This window comes from Bacillus sp. B.PNR1 (assembly GCF_030386235.1).
Taxonomy (GTDB): Bacteria; Bacillota; Bacilli; order Bacillales; family Bacillaceae; genus Bacillus; species Bacillus stercoris.
Map to the genome: position 1 here is coordinate 88,271 of NZ_JANYMN010000001.1, position 19,416 is coordinate 107,686.

At 45.3% G+C, this 19,416-nt stretch carries 17 protein-coding genes; 11 read left to right on the forward strand and 6 right to left on the reverse strand.

Annotation, left to right across the window (positions count from 1 at the left end; all coding sequences use genetic code 11):
• Positions 1-13: 13 nt before the first annotated feature.
• Complete coding sequence (locus NZD81_RS00530) at positions 14-2,329, reverse strand: helix-turn-helix domain-containing protein (RefSeq protein ID WP_052438137.1); 2,316 nt, start codon at positions 2,327-2,329, stop codon at positions 14-16.
• A gap of 214 nt (positions 2,330-2,543) precedes the next feature.
• Here NZD81_RS00530 and rmgP point away from each other — a divergent pair, with 214 nt between their 5' ends.
• From rmgP to NZD81_RS00560, 6 genes are all read left to right on the forward strand, one after another.
• On the forward strand, positions 2,544-3,509 hold the full coding sequence (gene rmgP / locus NZD81_RS00535; RefSeq protein WP_014665041.1) for a polygalacturonan/rhamnogalacturonan ABC transporter permease: 966 nt from the start codon (positions 2,544-2,546) through the stop codon (positions 3,507-3,509).
• A 7-nt stretch (positions 3,510-3,516) separates the two neighbouring features.
• Positions 3,517-4,638 carry an unsaturated rhamnogalacturonyl hydrolase gene (gene rmgQ / locus NZD81_RS00540; protein WP_282373137.1) on the forward strand — a complete coding sequence of 374 codons (1,122 nt, stop codon included), beginning with the start codon at positions 3,517-3,519 and terminating at the stop codon, positions 4,636-4,638.
• Positions 4,635-5,138, forward strand: a complete 504-nt coding sequence (rmgS, locus tag NZD81_RS00545) for a rhamnogalaturonan transport/degradation protein RmgS (protein ID WP_282373135.1) — start codon at positions 4,635-4,637, stop codon at positions 5,136-5,138. Before rmgQ ends, rmgS begins: the two co-directional genes overlap by 4 nt.
• Positions 5,139-5,149: 11 nt before the next feature.
• Positions 5,150-6,436 (forward strand): Gfo/Idh/MocA family oxidoreductase, encoded by a 1,287-nt coding sequence (locus NZD81_RS00550; RefSeq protein ID WP_148343538.1) that lies wholly within the window; start codon positions 5,150-5,152, stop codon positions 6,434-6,436.
• 21 nt (positions 6,437-6,457) lie between these two features.
• Complete coding sequence (locus tag NZD81_RS00555) at positions 6,458-7,126, forward strand: YesL family protein (protein ID WP_014665037.1); 669 nt, start codon at positions 6,458-6,460, stop codon at positions 7,124-7,126.
• Between the two features lie 67 nt (positions 7,127-7,193).
• Positions 7,194-7,376, forward strand: a complete 183-nt coding sequence (locus NZD81_RS00560; protein ID WP_003223398.1) for a sporulation protein Cse60 — start codon at positions 7,194-7,196, stop codon at positions 7,374-7,376.
• Between the two features lie 38 nt (positions 7,377-7,414).
• Here the strand turns inward: NZD81_RS00560 and opuD are convergent, their stop codons facing one another.
• On the reverse strand, positions 7,415-8,950 hold the full coding sequence (gene opuD / locus NZD81_RS00565) for a glycine betaine transporter OpuD (protein WP_014665036.1): 1,536 nt from the start codon (positions 8,948-8,950) through the stop codon (positions 7,415-7,417).
• A gap of 189 nt (positions 8,951-9,139) precedes the next feature.
• A complete protein-coding gene (locus tag NZD81_RS00570) occupies positions 9,140-10,402 on the reverse strand; it encodes a BaiN/RdsA family NAD(P)/FAD-dependent oxidoreductase (RefSeq protein WP_172640586.1) in 1,263 nt (420 codons plus the stop codon).
• 202 nt (positions 10,403-10,604) lie between these two features.
• On the opposite strand from NZD81_RS00570, the gene murJ reads away from it, so the two are divergent.
• Together murJ and NZD81_RS00580 are read left to right on the forward strand one after the other, a co-directional pair.
• Positions 10,605-12,239 (forward strand): lipid II flippase MurJ, encoded by a 1,635-nt coding sequence (murJ, locus tag NZD81_RS00575; protein ID WP_040082102.1) that lies wholly within the window; start codon positions 10,605-10,607, stop codon positions 12,237-12,239.
• 68 nt (positions 12,240-12,307) lie between these two features.
• Positions 12,308-13,027, forward strand: coding sequence for a pseudouridine synthase (locus NZD81_RS00580; protein WP_014665033.1), 720 nt, complete (start codon positions 12,308-12,310; stop codon positions 13,025-13,027).
• 118 nt (positions 13,028-13,145) lie between these two features.
• Here NZD81_RS00580 and NZD81_RS00585 read toward each other — a convergent pair whose 3' ends face one another.
• Positions 13,146-13,367, reverse strand: coding sequence for a DeoR family transcriptional regulator (locus NZD81_RS00585; RefSeq protein WP_003152337.1), 222 nt, complete (start codon positions 13,365-13,367; stop codon positions 13,146-13,148).
• Positions 13,368-13,655: 288 nt separating this feature from the next.
• Between NZD81_RS00585 and NZD81_RS00590 the strand changes: the two genes are divergently transcribed.
• On the forward strand, positions 13,656-14,366 hold the full coding sequence (locus tag NZD81_RS00590) for an ABC transporter ATP-binding protein (RefSeq protein WP_136654359.1): 711 nt from the start codon (positions 13,656-13,658) through the stop codon (positions 14,364-14,366).
• Positions 14,363-15,520: an ABC transporter permease gene (locus NZD81_RS00595; protein WP_136654358.1), complete on the forward strand. Its 1,158-nt coding sequence runs from the start codon at positions 14,363-14,365 to the stop codon at positions 15,518-15,520. Before NZD81_RS00590 ends, NZD81_RS00595 begins: the two co-directional genes overlap by 4 nt.
• Positions 15,521-15,559: 39 nt before the next feature.
• Here the strand turns inward: NZD81_RS00595 and pbuO are convergent, their stop codons facing one another.
• Positions 15,560-16,858 (reverse strand): hypoxanthine/guanine permease PbuO, encoded by a 1,299-nt coding sequence (gene pbuO / locus NZD81_RS00600; RefSeq protein WP_095432449.1) that lies wholly within the window; start codon positions 16,856-16,858, stop codon positions 15,560-15,562.
• Positions 16,859-16,954: 96 nt separating this feature from the next.
• Between pbuO and pepV the strand changes: the two genes are divergently transcribed.
• Entirely contained in the window at positions 16,955-18,346 is a 1,392-nt protein-coding gene (pepV, locus tag NZD81_RS00605; protein ID WP_069150092.1) for a dipeptidase PepV, read from the forward strand.
• Between the two features lie 33 nt (positions 18,347-18,379).
• Here pepV and cysK read toward each other — a convergent pair whose 3' ends face one another.
• Complete coding sequence (gene cysK / locus NZD81_RS00610; protein ID WP_014477688.1) at positions 18,380-19,315, reverse strand: cysteine synthase A; 936 nt, start codon at positions 19,313-19,315, stop codon at positions 18,380-18,382.
• Between the last annotated feature and the right edge of the window lie 101 nt (positions 19,316-19,416).

Consider the following 19,416-nt stretch of genomic DNA (forward strand, 5'->3'; position numbering starts at 1 on the left):
TGTTTTGGGTTTTTTACATGCTTTTTTTTTGCTGGCGGTAGTTTCCCGGTGTAATCCCCTCCAGCTTTTTAAATGACCTGATAAAATTTTGCGAGTTTTTATATTTTAATTTTTCCGCAATGTCTTTGACCGCCATGTCGGTTTCGGCAAGCCAGCTTTTCGCCATATGATGTCGGTAGCTTGAGACATACTCGCTGAATGAAATACCCATTTCTTTTTTGAAAATGCTGCTTAAATAGTTTGGGTTGTAATGGAGCCTGCGTGCGATTTCATCCAGTGTCAACTCAGATTCAAACTCATGGTGGATGATATGAATGATGTTGTCGGAAATATTTTTGTACTGGGCATCCGCGCGGGCGTTCACTTTGTCTGTCATCGGGTCAATAAACTCATTTTTGAGCCAGTTTTCGGTATCCTCGAACGTTTTCAGCTCGAAAATCTGGTCATACAGCATTTTGTTTTCTTCAAGCTCAAACAATTCGATCCCGAGCACATGCATCAGCTCAATCACATGGTTCAAAAAGCGCGCGATGGCGATCTGAAATTGGTACGGGTTAGTGTTCTGGGTGAAAATGGCTTGCAAAATCGCGTGCAGGCATTTGTCCGCTTTCTCCTTGTCTCCTGCTTTGACGGCATCGAACAGCTCATGCTGAAGCTGCTTGGGAAAATGGGTTTTGAAGGTTTTTTTCTGGTCTAAGTCTTCATAAAAGATAATCGATTTGTTTTCTGCTTTAAGCCGGTATTTCAACGCCTCCGAACCTTCAGCGTAGGCTGTTTTCGCCTTTGTCAGCGCATCAAACGGCTGGCTGATTCCGATGCTGACAGACAGATGCAGCTCAGCTTCCGCTTTTTCCTGAATCATCCTTGCAGTCTCATTCAACTCGGCCATGAATTCCTCCTTTGTCCCGCTTTGATTGATCAAAATCGTTGCCTGCTGTTTGTCCACCACGGCGGGGGCAAGATGTTTGTCCGTCGGGATGCTGCGCTCAATCAGGCTGTTGACGGCAAACAAAAGCAGATCCATATCTTTTTTCTCGTAAGGTGTATGATTCAGTGTGTCAATTTGGAGCACAAGCAGGGCAAGGTGCCGCCAATTTTGCTTTAAGCCGAGGCTTTCAAAGCGGTTATTAACCTCCTCATCCGTCAGTTTTCCGAGCATAAGCCTGACCATAAAATATTGCTGCAGGTGAGTGGCTTGCTGCTTCATCGTTTCTTCAAGGTCATCATTTCTGTCCTTCAGCTGCTTAAAGCTCTGTTCAATTAACTCAAATTCATTTTGAGGCGGCTGTTTTTCTTGTATGGCACCATGCCTTGCGAATGATTCGTAAAGCACCCTGATCGGCTTGTAAAAATGGCGGGAACCCAGCCAAGAAAACAGTAATGAAAGCGTTAACAAAATAAGGCATACTGTAAAAGTGATCCAGCCGATTGACTTGGCTTCTTTTTTTAGCTCAGGCAGGGAAACGAGAGAAAAATAAGTCCACGTGTTATAATCGGATTTTTGATAGGTGACTTTATACTGAATCCGGTCAATAACTGTTTCAAACTGACCGCTATTAGCGGTTTGCGCCAGCATTTTTTGGACAAAACCGTCGTTATGAAGAGATTCTCCGACGTCAGACATATTGTTATGCAGGATGATGCGGCCTTTTTCATCCATGATAAACAGGTTGTTGGCGTTAGAATAGTCGGGCATATTTTTGACAAGCGAACAGCTCGGGATGCTTGCGGCGGCTAATCCTTTTGTATTTGTGCTGTTCAAAGGCAGCTGCTTAATTAAATTGATATTGTAACGGCAGTTTTCTGATGTGCCTTCTTTTGTGGAAATCAAATGATTGTTTTCCTCAAGTGTCCAATATGAGCGGCTCGCTTTGTGTTTCGTGTATGCTGAGGCTGCTTCATGAAGAGTGTCTGTGTTTAAGCGGTACAAACCGGAATTGTTCATATACCATTTTTTCGTTAAACTGACTAACGTCAGATTGGACAGGTCGGTATCAAAGCTTTGCAGATAATTGAGCTCTTGGTTCACTTGGTTATAGATTTGAAATTGGTCAGAGTGCAAAGACTCGGACAATGTGCGAAGGAGAGGCGGCGAACTCACATAGTGGGTCAAAGAGTGATCAACGGTTTTCAAGATATGCTCGATGCTTTGCTGGGTCTGCTGGAGTGTGTCGAATTTTTCCTCCGAAACGTTGGAAATAGCCGTTTTCTGAGAGTGCTCGTACGAAAACAATCCGACCAAAATAACCGGAATGGTGCTGAGCAGGCAGAAAAACGTGATCAGCTTGTAGTAAAACTTGTATTGGCTTCTTTTCATAAAACCCCCCATTTCCTAAATCCACTTCACTTTAATACAATTAATCCAAAGATTGATAGATATTGTCAATAATCATTTTCTAATATCGGTGTCTTTATTTCAGGTGGAACTGCTGAACCATTGATCATAAAGGGATAAAACAGGATGTGATCATATGATTGTAGACGGACTTTTGCCTGCTGAGCTACAGTGAATGCAAGAACCTGTGAAAGGAGGCTTGAAAAAAATGAAAACAGCAGAAGCGCAAGCGCCGGCTGTTGATGCAGTCATTTTTAAAAAAGAAAAAAGAAAGCGCTTACTAAGTAAACTGATCCAGCAAAAATATTTGTACTTGATGATTTTGCCTGGGTGTATTTATTTTTTGCTTTTTAAGTATGTCCCGATGTGGGGGATTGTGATTGCATTTCAGGATTATCAGCCATTCCTCGGCATTTTGGGCAGTGAGTGGGTCGGGCTGAAGCATTTTATTAGGCTGTTTACTGAGCCTACATTTTTTCTCTTGTTAAAAAATACGCTCGTGTTATTTGCATTGAACCTGGCCATATTTTTCCCGGTGCCGATTTTGCTGGCGCTTCTATTGAACGAAGTGCGGATTGCTCTCTTTAAAAAATTTGTTCAGACGCTGATTTATATCCCGCATTTTATGTCTTGGGTCATTGTTGTATCGCTGTCGTTTGTGCTTTTAACGGTAGACGGAGGCTTGATTAATGAACTGATTGTGTTTTTTGGCGGTGAAAAAATCAATTTTCTGCTGAACGAAGAATGGTTCAGGCCCCTGTATATTCTTCAGGTTATCTGGAGGGAAGCTGGATGGTCGACGATCATTTATCTGGCGGCCATTACAGCGGTTGACCCTCAGCTGTATGAAGCGGCGAAAATGGACGGAGCGGGACGGCTGCGGCAAATGTGGCATATTACGCTGCCCGCCATTAAAAGCGTTATCGTCGTTTTGCTGATTTTGAAAATCGGAGACACGCTGGAGCTTGGCTTCGAGCATGTGTATTTGCTGTTAAATGCAACGAATAGGGAAGTAGCGGAAATTTTTGATACGTATGTTTATACTGCCGGGCTGAAACAGGGGCAATTCAGCTACAGTACAGCAGTCGGTGTATTTAAAGCGGCAGTCGGGCTGATTTTGGTCATGCTTGCGAATCGTTTGGCGAAGAAATTTGGCGAGGAAGGAATTTATTAGGAAAGGGATGGGATCAATGGATCAATCAATCGCTGTAAAATCGCCTCTTACGTACGCGGAGGCATTGGCAAATACGATTATGAACACGTACACAGTCGAGGAGCTGCCGCCTGCAAACCGCTGGCATTACCATCAAGGCGTTTTCTTATGCGGTGTATTGCGGTTATGGGAAGCAACCGGGGAAAAGCGGTATTTTGAGTATGCGAAGGCTTATGCAGATCTCTTAATCGATGATTATGGCAATCTATTATTTAGAAGAGATGAGCTGGACGCTATTCAAGCGGGTCTCATTCTTTTTCCATTATACGAGCAGACGAAGGATGAGCGGTATGTCAAAGCGGCAAAAAGGCTCCGCGGCTTATATGGAACATTGAACCGGACGTCTGAGGATGGTTTTTGGCACAAAGACGGTTATTCTTACCAAATGTGGCTTGACGGCTTATACATGGGGGGGCCGTTCGCACTGAAATACGCGAATCTGAAGGAGGAGCCGGAGCTGTTTGATCAGGTCGTGCTGCAGGAGTCATTGATGAGAAAGCATATGAAGGATTCAAAAACCGGACTCTTTTATCACGCCTGGGATGAAGCGAAAAAAATGCCTTGGGCCAATGAAGAGACAGGCTGTTCACCGGAATTTTGGGCACGTTCCATCGGCTGGTACGTCATGTCACTTGCTGACATGATTGAAGAGCTGCCGAAGAAGCATCCAAACCGTCATGTGTGGAAAAACACGTTGCAGGACATGATGGAAAGCATCTGCCGCTATCAAGACAAGGAGACAGGGCTATGGTATCAGATCGTTGATAAGGGAGACAGGTCTGATAACTGGCTGGAAAGCTCAGGGTCCTGCCTGTACATGTACGCACTTGCGAAAGGAATCAATAAAGGCTATCTAGACAGAGCTTACGAAACATCACTACTAAAAGCGTATCAAGGCTTGATTCAGCATAAAACCGAAACAACAGAAGACGGAGCGTTTCTTGTCAAAGACATATGTGTCGGAACATCAGCCGGCTTCTATGACTATTATGTCAGCCGCGAAAGAAGCACAAACGATCTGCACGGAGCCGGAGCGTTTATTTTAGCTATGACAGAGCTGGAGCCTCTAGTTAGGTCAGCGGGAAAATGACAAAAAGGATACGTACGGCTTTGTGGGTGATCGTCTTAGTGCTCTTTTTGGCATCATGCTCAAACAGGCCGGACGGAATGCATGTCATTCTCTTTTCTGATATGAAGGCTGGCGTACAGGAAAAAATAAAAATGGCCGCTGAGCAGAATGCCGGGAAGGTCGATATCTTTCCAGCTTTTCAGGAAAAACTGCTGACTGAAATTACCGCCCATGAGGGAGATGTTTTCATCGTGCCTGAAGACATGTTTCAAGCTTACGATGATCCGGAAAATTTTCAGCCGTTAAACGGATTGTCTCCTGAAAAAACATCTCCTTATACAACGGTTAATAAAAAAACAGGAGAGAAAACAATCTATGCCGTTCAGATCGAAAAAGGGGAAAAACAGCTGAACGGCTATTCTTTTCGATTGAATCGCGATATGGCGGCGTTTATCCCTGTGTATGCTGAAAAAACAGAGGAAGCGCTGCAGCTGATTTCCCAACTAACTGAAGCCCGATAGAGGTGAGAATATTGAAGAACATCGTCTTTTGCGGAGTGAGCAGCAGAGCTCTCAGTATGTTTATCAAACCGCTGGTGGAGCGGTTTTCAACTCATTATGAGATTACCGGATTGCTGGATGCCGATCCGAAACGTTTTGCCGTTTGCAAGGAGAAATTTCCCGAGCTGGCCCACGTGGCCGAGTTTAACGAAGATGCTTTCGACGAGATGATGCGCGTGTCAAAGCCTGATATCGTCATTGTGGCAGGCAGGGACGATACGCATGTCACATATATTGTAAAAAGCCTTCAGTGGAATACAGATGTGATTACTGAAAAACCAATGGTGACGACAGTGCAGGATGCGAATCGGGTGCTTGAAGCGGAGGCCAAAAGCGAGGGAAAAGTCACCGTCGCGTTTAACTATCGCTACAGCCCGTTTCATCGGAAAATCAAAGAAATGATACTGGAAGGAAAAATAGGCAGGGTCACCTCCGTTGATTTAAATTGGTATATTGATACGTATCATGGCGCCAGCTATTTTAAACGCTGGAACAGGTCGAGACCGCTTTCCGGAGGTCTTTCGGTCCATAAATCAACGCATCATTTCGATCTCGTCAATTGGTGGCTCGGGCAAAATCCGGAGGAGGTATTTGCTTATGGCGCCTTGAATTACTATGGGCCGGACAGTGAGTGGAACCCCTTGCCGGAAGAAGACGGGCGTTTTTGCGGGACGTGCCGGGTCAAAGAAAAGTGCCATTACTATTCTAGGTGGCATCCCCGTTCCTCCAAAGCTTCTGTAAAGGATGATCATCTCCAAGCAGGAGACCAGTCCAGCTTATATACTGCATACAGGCCTGACGCGTGTATTTTTGACGAAGAAATTGACATCGAGGATACGTACGTGGCGACAGTCAAATATGATGGCGGTGCACTATTAAGCTATTCGATTTTATTTTCGGCCCCGTATGAAGGCTACCGGCTGACGATCAACGGCACAAAAGGGCGGATCGAATCAAATGAATTTCACGAACCTTCCAGAATTCCGTTTGCTTTTCCTGAGCAGACAATCGAATACTATCCGCTTTTTGAATCAAAGCAGACGATACAAGTGGTCAAAAATGAGGGAGGGCATGGCGGAGGCGATCCGCTTTTGCTTGAGGATCTTTTTTTAGGGAAAGACCCGCTTCGCCGCTATGATATTTTAGCCGGGGCTGAAGCCGGAGCCTACTCCATCGCGGTTGGTGAGGGAATGTGGCGCTCGGTTGCCGAAAAGAGGCCGATCGGGATTAAAGAGCTTTTTCAGATGCAGAATGTATAGTGCAAAAAAGGGGGGGCCTCCATGGAACATGATGGTTCACTGGGGCGGATGCTGCGCTTTTGCGAATGGATCATGAGATTCGCGTATACAAACTTGCTGTGGCTGTTGTTTGTATTGCTCGGTCTCGGTGTGTTTGGCATCATGCCCGCGACCGCGGCTTTATTCGCTGTCATGCGGAAGTGGATTCAAGGGCAGGACAACGTTTCGGTGCTCAAAACGTTTTGGCGGGAATACAAGGCTGAGTTTTTTCGTTCAAATCTGATTGGCGCTGTATTGGCGATCATCGGATTGATTATTTATATCGATTTGGCCTTTATTTATCCGAGCCATTTCCTTCTGCATGTTCTGCGCTTCGCCATTATGATATTTGGCTTTTTGTTCGTATCCATGCTTTTTTATGTGTTTCCGCTGCTTGTCCATTTTGACTGGAAAAAACGTCTGTACGTGAAGTTTTCGCTCTTGCTCAGTGTAGCGTATTTGCAATATACGCTTGCGATGCTTGCGCTGACTGTGGCTCTCTTTTTCTTGCTTGCGTACCTGCCCGGCATTGTCCCTTTTTTCAGCGTCAGCCTGATCAGCTACTGCCATATGCGAATGGTTTATGCTGTACTGTTGAAAGTGGAGAACCAAGACGGTGTGCCGCAGAAGAAACACCATACAAAGAAAGCTTTTTATCCGGAGATGAGGTGATCATCATTTCTCTATCATAACGCTGTTCCAAACGGAATAGATTGATAGAGAAAGGAGAGCGGATAAGATGCTGAAGGTGGCAGTATTTGATGAAGAACATGAAAAAGACTTACAGACGGAAATCAATTCATTTTTAAAAGGGATATCGGAGGAGCAGCTGATTGATATCAAATATACGGTTTCGGCGGCGTGCGATCCGGACGGTGAGCAGCTTTACTGTTTTTCCGCCCTTATTCTATACCGCAAATAAAAAAAGATCTTCCCGCGTGCGCGGAAAGATCTTTTTTGTTAATATGCCTTTTTCACTCTTGGACTTCTCGGTTTGTCGATTTTCTCCGCTCTTTTGATCTCTCTTCGTTCTTTTGAGAGCGATTTATAGAGAGCGGCAATCATCAGCAGGATGACGATAGAAAACGGCAGCGCTGCCAGAATGGCTGTGTTTTGCAAAGCGGAAAGACCGCCGGAATACAAGAGGACAGCAGCCATGGCAGATTGAATGATGCCCCAGCTGAATTTTACTGAATTGGCTGGGTTCAATGAGCCGTAGGTCGTCTGCATGCCGAGCACAAATGTTGCAGAGTCAGCAGACGTAATAAAGAATACAGCGATCAGGATCAGTGACAAAATAGATGTCACCATCGCCAGCGGATAATGGTCAAGTGTTCCAAACAGCATCGTTTCCGTAGACAGCTTCGCTACATTGAATGTGCCGTTCTGCTGAAGATCCATAGCCGATACGCCAAAGATAGAGAACCATAGGAACGCGAGAATACATGGTGTTACCAAGACACCGATCAAAAATTCACGGATCGTCCGTCCCCTGGATACCCGGGCGATGAAAATGCCGACAAATGGAGACCAGGAAATCCACCATGCCCAATAGAAAATCGTCCAGCCGTTAATCCATTCGCGTTTTTCAGGATCGTACGGTGTCAGTCTGAAGCTCATTTGCACGATGTTTTGAATATACTGTCCGATAGAATCTGTAAATGAGTTCATAATCAGTACGGTAGGCCCGACAAACAGCACAAACAGCATTAACAGTCCAGCTAATACCATATTGGTGTTGCTCAAATATTTAATGCCTTTTCCGAGTCCGCTCCACGCAGAAATCAAGAAAAGCACAGTAACAATGGCAATCAAAATAAATTGAACGAGAAAGTTATTTGGGATGCCAAATAAGTAACTCAATCCGCCGTTAATTTGAGTCGCCCCGATACCAAGGCTTGTGGCTACTCCGACGACTGTGGCAAAAACAGCAATACAGTCAATTAATTTGCCGATCGGACCGTTAACTTTATCGCCTAGAATCGGTGACAGCGTGCTGCTGATTAATCCTGGAGCGCCTTTTCGGAATTGGAAATAGGCAATGCATAATGCCACGACGGCATAAATGGCCCAAGCGTGCAGACCCCAGTGGAAAAACGTATAGCGGAGTGCATCTCTAAAGGCTTGGGGGGTTTCTGTTTCACCTGATGGAGAGCTAATTGCGTAATGGCTGATCGGTTCAGCCGCACCGTAGAATACCAAGCCGATTCCCATGCCTGCGCTGAACAGCATGGCGAACCATGATAATAACCCGAATTCCGGTTTTTCATCGGGTCTTCCGAGTTTAATTTTGCCGATCGGGCTGAAAATCAAAAAGAGACAGAACCCGACAAACAATGAGACAACTAAAAGATAATACCAACCAAACGTATTGGTGATAAACGCTTGTGCGGATTGGGATACGTTTTGCAGGCTGTCTGGAGAAACAACGCCCCATAATACAGCAGCAGCTGTGATCACAATCACAATCCAAAATACACTAGATATATTTTTCAAATATTCTCACCCTCTAAATTTTTTGTGTACGCCTATATCTGCTCGCAGGCTTAGTATGGTCGTACGCTGGCAGATCATTCCTCTCTTAAAATTACCCCGCAATCAGGTGAAACAAAACAAGTCTCACCCTACCATGAATGCGGAGAATTTTCAAATGTTCAGCGTTTTGTAAAAATTTGAAAAGGCTGGTCAGGAGCGGGAAAAGCGACCGGCATTGAGCCCCGCAAGCCTTCCTGTTACTAGGGCGGAGGTGATATTGTATCCTCCTGTGTAGCCGTGGATATCCAGAATTTCTCCGCAAAAGTAAAGCCCCTCCATTTTTTTAGAGGCCATCTTTTTCGGGTCGATTTCTTTTACAGATACCCCGCCTCCCGTGACAAATGCCTTATCAAGCGACAGTGTGCCATTTGCGAGAACAGTAAACTGCTTGCAGTCCTTTACAAATTGTCTGAAAGGGTCCCTTGGCAGCTCAGAAAACGATACGTTCGGAGAGATGCCGTTTTTTTCGAGCAGAAATAGGAGGTAGCGCTCCTGCATCCAGGGTTTCAGTACGTTTTTAATGGCTTTTTTCGGTGCTTCCTTCAATTCTTTAAACATCTTTTGGAAAAGCGTTTCTTCATTGATATCCGGATATAAGTCAATTCTGATCGGAACTTGGGGCTGTTTTTTCAGCTCTTTCAAGACAAATTGGCTGCATCTGAGAATGGCAGGGCCTGAGAGGCCGAAATGGGTAAACAGCATGTCCATTTTATGTGTGATGATTGGTTTGCCTTTTTTATTTAACACACTGACGGCTACATCTCTTAGTGATAAGCCCTGAAGTGTTTTTTGCTTAATGAACGGTTCGCCAGAAGTGACGGGTACCTCTGTCGGAAACAGCTCTGTTATGGTATGGCCTGCGGCTTCAGCCCATTCATAGCCGTCTCCCGTGCTTCCGGTATGAGGCACACTTTTGCCGCCGACAGCGATAATGACAGCCTGGCTATGGATCATTTCGCCATTATTCGTCACAATCCCTGCCGCCTGTCCATCTTTATATATAACAGATTTAATTTTCTCGTTCGTTCTGATTGTTACACGGAGCTGCTTCAGCCTGTTTAACAGCGCGTCAACAACACTTTGGGCTTTGTCGGTCACAGGAAACATTCTGCCGTGATCCTCTTCCTTTAATTGAATGCCAAGGTTTTCAAAAAACTTGATAATATCTTCATTATTAAATTCAGAAAACGCGCTGTATAAAAAACGCCCGTTTCCGGGGATGTGCTTAATAATTTCTTCCACAGGAAGGCGGTTTGTCACATTGCAGCGGCCGCCCCCGGAAATCGCGAGTTTCCGCCCTAATTTATTTCCTTTATCTATCAGCAAAACGCCAGCGCCCTGCTCCCCTGCTGCAATCGCAGCCATCAAGCCTGAAGGGCCGCCGCCGATTACGATTACGTCATATTGTTTCATCTTTATCATCAACTTTCTTTTCGTTTCGTATGCGGACATCCCGTCCGCAGTACTATTATAGCGAAAGAAAGCCGCTCCTTAAACGTCTTTTGCAGCGGATACGAATGTTCACAGGATTGCTTTTGTATTTATTACCGTCTAAATGCCCAGTTGTGGTAAAATAGAAAAGTTGAATCTTCGTAGAAAATGGTGATGAAGAAACATGTCAAGCAAACTGTTAAGAGGCACGTTTGTGTTAACGCTCGGTACATATATATCGCGAATTCTGGGAATGGTCTATTTAATTCCCTTCAGCATTATGGTCGGGGCGACAGGCGGTGCATTATTTCAATACGGATACAACCAATACACTTTATTTTTGAATATTGCTACGATGGGCTTTCCGGCCGCTGTTTCTAAATTTGTGTCCAAATATAATTCCAAAGGGGATTATGAGACAAGCAGAAAAATGCTCAAGGCGGGCATGTCGGTTATGCTCGTTACAGGAATGATAGCCTTTTTCATTCTGTATCTATCCGCTCCGATGTTTGCGGAAATATCGCTGGGAGGCAAGGATAATAACGGCCTGACAATTGATCATGTCGTTTATGTCATCCGCATGGTCAGCTTAGCGCTTTTGGTCGTACCGATTATGAGTCTTGTTCGCGGATTCTTCCAAGGGCACCAAATGATGGGTCCGACAGCTGTTTCCCAAGTCGTTGAACAGATTGTCCGCATCATCTTTCTATTGAGTGCGACATACCTGATTTTGAAGGTTTTCAACGGCGGTCTTGTCATCGCTGTCGGCTATGCGACCTTCGCAGCGCTGATCGGTGCCTTCGGAGGGCTGGTCGTGCTGTATATTTATTGGAACAAACGGAAGGGCAGCCTGCTGGCGATGATGCCGAATACGGGTCCGACAGCAAACTTAAGCTACAAGAAAATGTTTTTCGAGCTGTTCAGCTATGCTGCTCCGTACGTTTTTGTCGGACTAGCCATCCCTTTGTATAACTATATTGATACAAATACGTTTAACAAAGCGATGATTGAAGCCGGGCATCAAGCCATCAGCCAGGACATGCTGGCGATTCTAACCCTGTATGTGCAGAAGCTCGTGATGATCCCGGTTTCCCTTGCAACAGCTTTCGGACTGACATTAATTCCAACGATTACTGAATCGTTTACAAGCGCAAACTATAAGCTGTTAAATCAGCAGATTAACCAAACGATGCAGACGATCCTGTTTTTAATTATTCCGGCTGTTGTCGGGATCTCTCTATTGTCAGGACCAACGTATACGTTCTTTTACGGGTCAGAGAGCCTTCATCCTGAACTGGGAGCAAACATTCTGCTTTGGTATTCGCCAGTCGCGATTTTGTTCTCTTTGTTTACGGTCAATGCAGCCATTCTGCAGGGCATCAATAAACAAAAATTTGCGGTTGTCAGCCTTGTGATCGGTGTCGTGATTAAGCTTGTGCTGAATGTTCCGCTAATCAAGCTGATGCAGGCTGACGGAGCGATTTTAGCGACGGCTCTTGGATATATCGCTTCACTTTTATATGGATTTATCATGATTAAGCGCCATGCAGGCTATTCGTATAAGATACTGGTTAAACGAACTGTTTTGATGCTGGTCTTATCAGCTATTATGGGTATTGCCGTGAAAATCGTACAGTGGGTATTAAGCTTCTTTATTTCCTATCAGGATGGCCAGCTGCAAGCTGCGATTGTTGTGGTGATTGCGGCCGCTGTTGGCGGTGCTGTTTACCTGTATTGCGGCTACCGGTTAGGATTTTTGCAGAAAATTTTAGGCCGCCGTTTGCCGGGTTTCTTAAAGAAAGGCAGACATGCGGGCTGATGAACAAGATATGATGAAACGGAGGGCTCGCATGCTGCGGGCTTTCTTTTATAAAGGAGAGATGAGGAATGAGACTTGATAAGCTGCTTGCCAACAGCGGGTATGGTTCCAGAAAAGAAGTCAAAGCCGTTGTGAAGGCGGGAGCCGTTATGATCGACGGCAAACCGGCCAAAGATGTAAAGGCGCACGTTGATCCTGATACACAGGAGGTTACCGTATACGGGGAACCGGTTGATTACCGTGAGTTCATTTATCTTATGATGAATAAACCGCAAGGCGTGCTGTCGGCGACCGAGGACAGCCGGCAGCAAACAGTGATCGATCTGCTGACGCCGGAGGAGATGAGATTTGAGCCATTTCCCGCCGGCAGGCTTGATAAAGATACAGAGGGCTTTTTGCTGCTCACAAATGATGGCCAGCTCGCACATCGGCTCCTTTCTCCTAAAAAGCATGTCCCAAAAACGTATGAAGTCCATTTAAAATCACAGATTTCACCGGAAAACATTTCCGATTTGGAAACGGGTGTCTACATAGAAGGCGGCTATAAAACAAAGCCGGCAAAAGCGGAAATCAAAACAAACGACAATGGCAATACTGTGATATATCTGACAATTACCGAAGGAAAATACCATCAGGTCAAGCAGATGGCAAAGGCTGTAGGCAATGAAGTGGTTTATCTGAAGCGGCTTTCGATGGGGCGCGTTTCCCTGGATCCCGCTCTGGCACCCGGAGAATACCGGGAGCTTACGGAGGAAGAACTTCATTGGCTCAATGAACCGCAAGCATGAAAAAACCCCGCATACGAATGCGGGGTTTTATTTATAAGCGCACAAAAACAAGGCTCGGAAGTTTCTTCGCCCTGTATCTATCAGGCCGCTCACAGGCGGCCCTATGTAATTTTTCAATTTATGAGGTAATCTTTACTTTCTTTCTCGTTGTCTCCCACTTGCCACGGCTTGGACTATGAACAAGATCATTATATGCCAACACATTTAAGTCTCTTTGAATCGTTCTAGGTGTAATGCCGAATTCGTCAACCAGTTCCTGCGTTGTCACAAGACCTTTTTCTTGGATAAACATGTAAACTGATTTGATTCGAGTTAGCATACGGTTTGTTGAAGGTTTCAAAAAACCACTCCCTATCATAAGATCGGATGGACTTGACTAACCACAACTCACGACTATCAACTGCGTACGAAATAGCAACAAAGGCAGACATCTGTAATTGTTAAAATAATTCGCCCTCATTATACACGATATTGCAGCAATGAATCTAGGGATAACTCCTATTAATTTTTTCCAATTCTCGTTGGGCAGCCATCCTTGTTGGATTACTATGTATTTCGGCTCAATATTATTATGCTTAAAGAAACTTTTTTTATTCTGTTTCGTAGTAAATTTTGGAGGTGGGTGAGTTTGACAAATTTACTTGAAGCTTCAATAGAACACGCGGGGTATACAAGCCGTAAAAAAGTGCTCACCGATATTTTTCTGGAAGTCGGAAAAGGGGAGCTGGTCGGGCTGATCGGAGCTAACGGTGCCGGAAAAAGCACCGCAATGAAGGCGATACTCGGCCTCTCAGAAGATTTTAAAGGGCAAATTGCCTGGAACGGCTGTTCATTTGCATATATTCCGGAGCATCCGTCCTTCTACGAAGAACTGACGCTGTGGGAGCATTTGGATCTGATCAGCACACTCCACGGCATTGGAGAGAGTGAATTTGCACAACGGGCCCAAAACCTGCTGCAGACATTTTCGCTTGATCATGTCAGGCATGAGCTGCCTGTCACCTTTTCAAAAGGCATGCAGCAAAAACTGATGCTTATCCAGGCTTTTCTCTCTAAGCCTGATATCTATGTGATTGATGAACCGTTTATCGGGCTTGATCCGATATCGACGAAACGTTTTGTGGACATGCTTAAAGCTGAAAAAGAACGGGGAGCCGGCATTCTCATGTGTACACACGTGCTCGATACCGCGGAAAAGATCTGTGACCGGTTTTACATGATTGAGAAAGGTTCTTTATTTCTCCAAGGCACGTTAAAAGATATTCAGGACAAGACCGGATTAGAGGGGCAGTCATTGCTTGACTGTTTTTATAAGGCAGTTCAAGGTGATCGGCCATGAACGGGCGTACGCTCTTTTTTCGGAGGCTGTTTGACTATTACAGGTATCAGTTTAAGGTATTGCATGCGGTCATTGACTGGACAGTCGCTCTCTATATCGTTTTGCCGGCGCTTGCTTTTGTCGTCTATCAGTATATTGATTTGATGAACGGAAGAGGCCTTCTTTATGAGTGGTCTGAAGTGGCGGAATGGAGATGGCTGTATGCTGTGTGTGTGCTGATCATGTTTACAGGCTCGATTCGCACATTTTTAATGGAAGCGGACAAAGTGTTTTTGCTGCAAAAGAAAGAAATAATCTATCAGTTAAAACGGTATGCGCTTTTGTATTCTTTTTTGGTCACGCTGGCCAAATGGCTGCTGCTCTTTTTCATTGTTTTTCCTTTAATCCGTCATTCTGTTCACATCACATTCGCAGAAAGCGCGCTTCTAATATGTTACTTATTTGGCCTTCATATGTTCTTTTTATCTTCAAAGCAAGACAGGATCAGAAAGCCGCGCTCCATTTCGAGATGGATTGGCGATATCTCTGCAAGAGCTATTCTTTTTGCTGGTTCTGCTATCCTGATTGTTTTGACTGATTGGCCCTTGCTTGCGCTTTTTGGCATTTTATTTTTGCTTTTTTCAGCCGTCCGCAGTTTGAAAAAGACAGCCACGTTTACGGCTTTTGAAGCTGAGGTGACTGAAGAGAAAAAAAGAAGGCTTGCCCTTGCAGGACTTGTGATGATGATGAGCCAGGAGGCGGGAATGCCGAAAGTAAAAGACAGGATGAGAAGAAAACCGTTATTATACCGCAATTCAAAAAGGATATTTAAAAGGCGAACGATCTGCACTGGCTATAAGGAATTGTTTTTCAAAGTCATGCTGAGGAATGGCGAGTATATGAGGGAAATGTACATGCTTTTGTCGGCCTTTACGATTTTGATTTTTGTCTCCCCGATTTGGCTGAAGGTGATAGCGCTTCTGGTTTATACAGGTGTTTGCCGTTATATCCTGACGCTTATTTTTGACAAGGTCATGGATGCCCCTTTTTTAATTGGCACCGATATGGAAAGTGATGAATATTACCGGGCCAGAAAAAGCTGTATCAACACTTTGCACTATGCGTTTGCCGCCTGCTGTTTTTTTGCGGCCGCCGTCTCTTTATTATTCACATAAAAAACCCAAACGACTGAGCGTTTGGGTTTTCTTTATGTGTTATAAAATAAACAGCTGGATGAAAAACAGTATGGCGAAAACGATAACGAGCGGATGAATCTCTCTCCATTTTCCCCGTGCCGCTTTTACAATCGGATACGAAATAAAGCCAAGGGCGATTCCTGTAGAAATGCTTGATGTCAAAGGCATAGCCAAAATGACGAGAAACGCTGGGAATGCTTCGTCCATCTCTTTCCAGTTCATATTGGAAACTGAGCCCATCATCAGACTGCCTACAATAATCAAAGCAGGCGAGGTGATGGCAGCTATGCCGGACAAGGCGCTGACAAGCGGACTGAAAAACATTGATGCCGCAAACATCACCGCCACAGTCAAAGCTGTAAGCCCCGTTCTTCCCCCGGCTGCGACGCCTGCGGAAGATTCGATAAATGCCGTCGTCGGGCTTGTGCCGAACACAGCTCCTACTGTCGTCGCGGTTGAATCAGCAAGCAGCGCTTTTCGCACGTTCGGCAGCTTATTGTTTTTCATGAGCCCTGCTTGCTCTGCTACTCCGATCATTGTGCCTGTCGTATCAAAAATGGTGACCAAAAGAAAAGAAAAGACGACAGCGTACAGGCCGTGATGAATGACGTCGCCAAAAGCGGTAAATGGATTTGAGATCATCAATCCTTCCGGCAAATGAGGAAACGACATAAATCCCTTTGAAAAATGAAGCTGTCCGGTAAAAAAGGCGATCAAAGCGGTAGCTGCCATTCCGATAAATAAAGCGCCTCTTACATTCAGCACCATCAGGACCACGCTGATCAAAAGGCCGACGAGTGTTAAAATGACACCCGGTGAATGCAGATTGCCGAGAGTAACCAGGTTTGATTCATCAGCTGCCACAATTCCCGCTTGACGCAAACCGATAAAAGCAATAAACAGCCCGATCCCTGTTGTGATCCCGTATTTTAAATTGTTTGGAATCGCTTCTATAAGTTGTTTTCTTAAAGGCGTTAACGATAAAATAATGAAGAGAACCCCTGCTGTAAATACTGCACTGAAAGCTGTTGCGTATGTGATGCCGCCATCGCTTGCGCTTACGACATGAAAGGCTAAATAAGCGTTCAAGCCCATGCCGGGCGCAATAGCAATCGGATAATTTGCTGCCAGGGCCATCCACAGCGTTCCGACAATGGAGGCAATGATCGTTGCGGTGAAAACCTGGTCGAAAGGAACCCCGGCGTTAGCCAAAATGACCGGATTGACCACCACGATATAGACCATTGTGAAAAAGGTCGTCAGCCCTGCTATGATTTCTTGCTTTATGGATGTTTGCTGCTCTTTTAGATGAAACATAGTATCCTCCAATTACGAACGTTTTAACAAAACACCATTAATATTATTCGTTTTATTTGGTTTTTGCAAGTCATTTCTTGCGGAAAGGGGATCATTATGAACTGGGAAGTTGAAGTGATCAGAAGAAAAGAGGATTTAATTCGTGATACGCAGGAATTTTTGAGAATCAACAGTGTCATGGACGAAACAACCGCCGGACCGGGCAAACCGTTTGGAGAAGGGGTAAACGCCAGCCTGACTTCACTGCTGGAACTTGGAGAAAAAGAAGGCTTTACAACAAAAAATCTTGATGGCTTCGCAGGTCATATTGAATGGGGCGAGGGCGATGACATTGTCGGCGTACTTTGCCATGTTGACGTCGTGCCGCCGGGAGACGGGTGGACGAGTGATCCGTTTTCAGCTGAAATCCGTAATGGGCGGATTTATGCAAGAGGCGCCATTGATGACAAAGGCCCGACAATGGCAGCATTCTATGCGCTGAAAATCGTAAAAGACATGAATTTGCCGCTGTCCAAGCGAGTCAGAATGATTATCGGAACAGATGAAGAAAGCGATTGGAGATGCGTAGAGCATTACTTCAAGCATGAAGAAATGCCAACACTTGGCTTTGCGCCTGACGCCGATTTTCCGATTATTAACGCGGAAAAAGGGATTATCGATGCTTCTTTACTTATCCCGCATGTCTCAAATCAAGCCGAGCCAAAGGCAGTGCTTGTCTCGTTTCAGTCAGGCCTCCGTTTGAACATGGTGCCTGACGCTGCTGAAGCCGTCATTGAAGGGCCGAAAAAAGAAGAGATTCTGTCTTCATTTAAAGACATGCTCCGCACGACGGATCAAAAAGGAGAAGCTGAAATAGAGAACGGACAGCTCATTTTGCGTATGTACGGACTTTCCTGCCATGCGATGGAACCGAACAATGGGATCAATGCCGGCATTTTATTGTGCGAATTTCTGCAGCAGACTGAGCTTGACGATGCAGGACTGCGGTTTGTGCAAGTGGTGACAGACAAATTCTCAGGTGATACAAGAGGAAAGAAACTGAACATCGACTGTGAGGATGAAATCAGCGGTGAGCTGACATTAAACGTCGGAACACTGCGCTATAAGGAAGGGCAAGGAGGCGAGCTCGGGATCAATATCCGCTATCCTGTGACAGCAGAAAGCAAAGCAATCCGGGATGCATTCGAAAGCGCAACTGAATTTGAGCTGGGCGAATTCAAAGACAGCAAGCCGCATCACGTGTCAGCAGATCATCCGCTAGTCAAAACCCTGCAAAAGGTTTATGAAGGCCAGCTGGGTAAAAAAGCTGACTTAATCTCAATCGGCGGAGGGACGTATGCCAGATCGCTAAAAGCCGGTGTCGCCTTCGGCCCGCTGTTCCCCGGACGCCCTGACAGCGCACATCAAAAGGATGAATATATTGAAATTGATGACCTTCTTAGATCGACAGCATTATATGCGCAGGCCATTTACGAGCTTGCAAAATAAAAGGACCGGCTTCTGCTGAAGCCAGTCCTTTTTTTAAATAAATGACCATAAATCAGTTGATAAGTACCGTTCTCCTGTATCGGCTGTCATGCAGACGACAACTTTGTCAGGAGAGAGGCGTTTCGCTGTTTCGATTGCCGCGAAGCAGGCTGCTCCTGATGAAGGGCCGACAAGAATTCCTTCTTCAGCAGCAAGCCGTCTTGTCGTTGTATATGCGTCTTCATCAGAGATTTTGATAATTTCATCATAAACGTCTTCATTTAAAATCGGCGGTATAAAGCCTGGGCTCGTTCCTACAAGTTTATGCGCGCCGGGTTTTCCACCGGATAATACAGGCGAACCCGCTGGCTCAACAACATGAACCGTGATATCCGGAAAAAGCTCTTTGAGCGCCTCACCTGTTCCGGTAATGGTTCCGCCCGTTCCCGATGAGGCTACAAAAGCGCCGAGCGGTTTTCCGATTTCCTCTATTGCCCGGGCAATTTCAGGCGCCGTTGTTTTCCGGTGCGCATCAGGATTGGCAGTGTTATCGAACTGCATTGGAATATAGCTGTTCGGAATTTGTTCGGCAAGCTCCTTCGCTTTTTTAATGCTGCCCGGCATTCTTTCCTCTCCGGGAGTTAATACAACCTCTGCGCCGTAAGCTTTAAGCAGGTTGATCCGTTCCTTCGTCATCGTATCAGGCATGACTAAGATTGCTTTATATCCGCGTGCTGCCGCATTCATAGCGAGCCCGATTCCGGTATTTCCGCTTGTCGGCTCTATAATAACTGATCCCGGCTTGAGCAAACCGTTTTGTTCAGCTTCTATAATCATTTGATAAGCTGCTCTGTCTTTCACACTGCCGCTCGGATTGAAAAATTCAAGCTTTAAATAGACTTGTGCCGCATTTTCCGGCTGAAGCCGGTTCAATCTCACTAGCGGTGTATCTCCTATCAGATCAGCTGTGTTTTCAACGATTTTCAACATTGTCATTCCTTTCTGAATAAAACAAGTGTCATATAATATCCTAACATAATAAACGTTTGTGCGAGAGTGTTTTCATACACTGTTCCTCTATCCGCACAGCC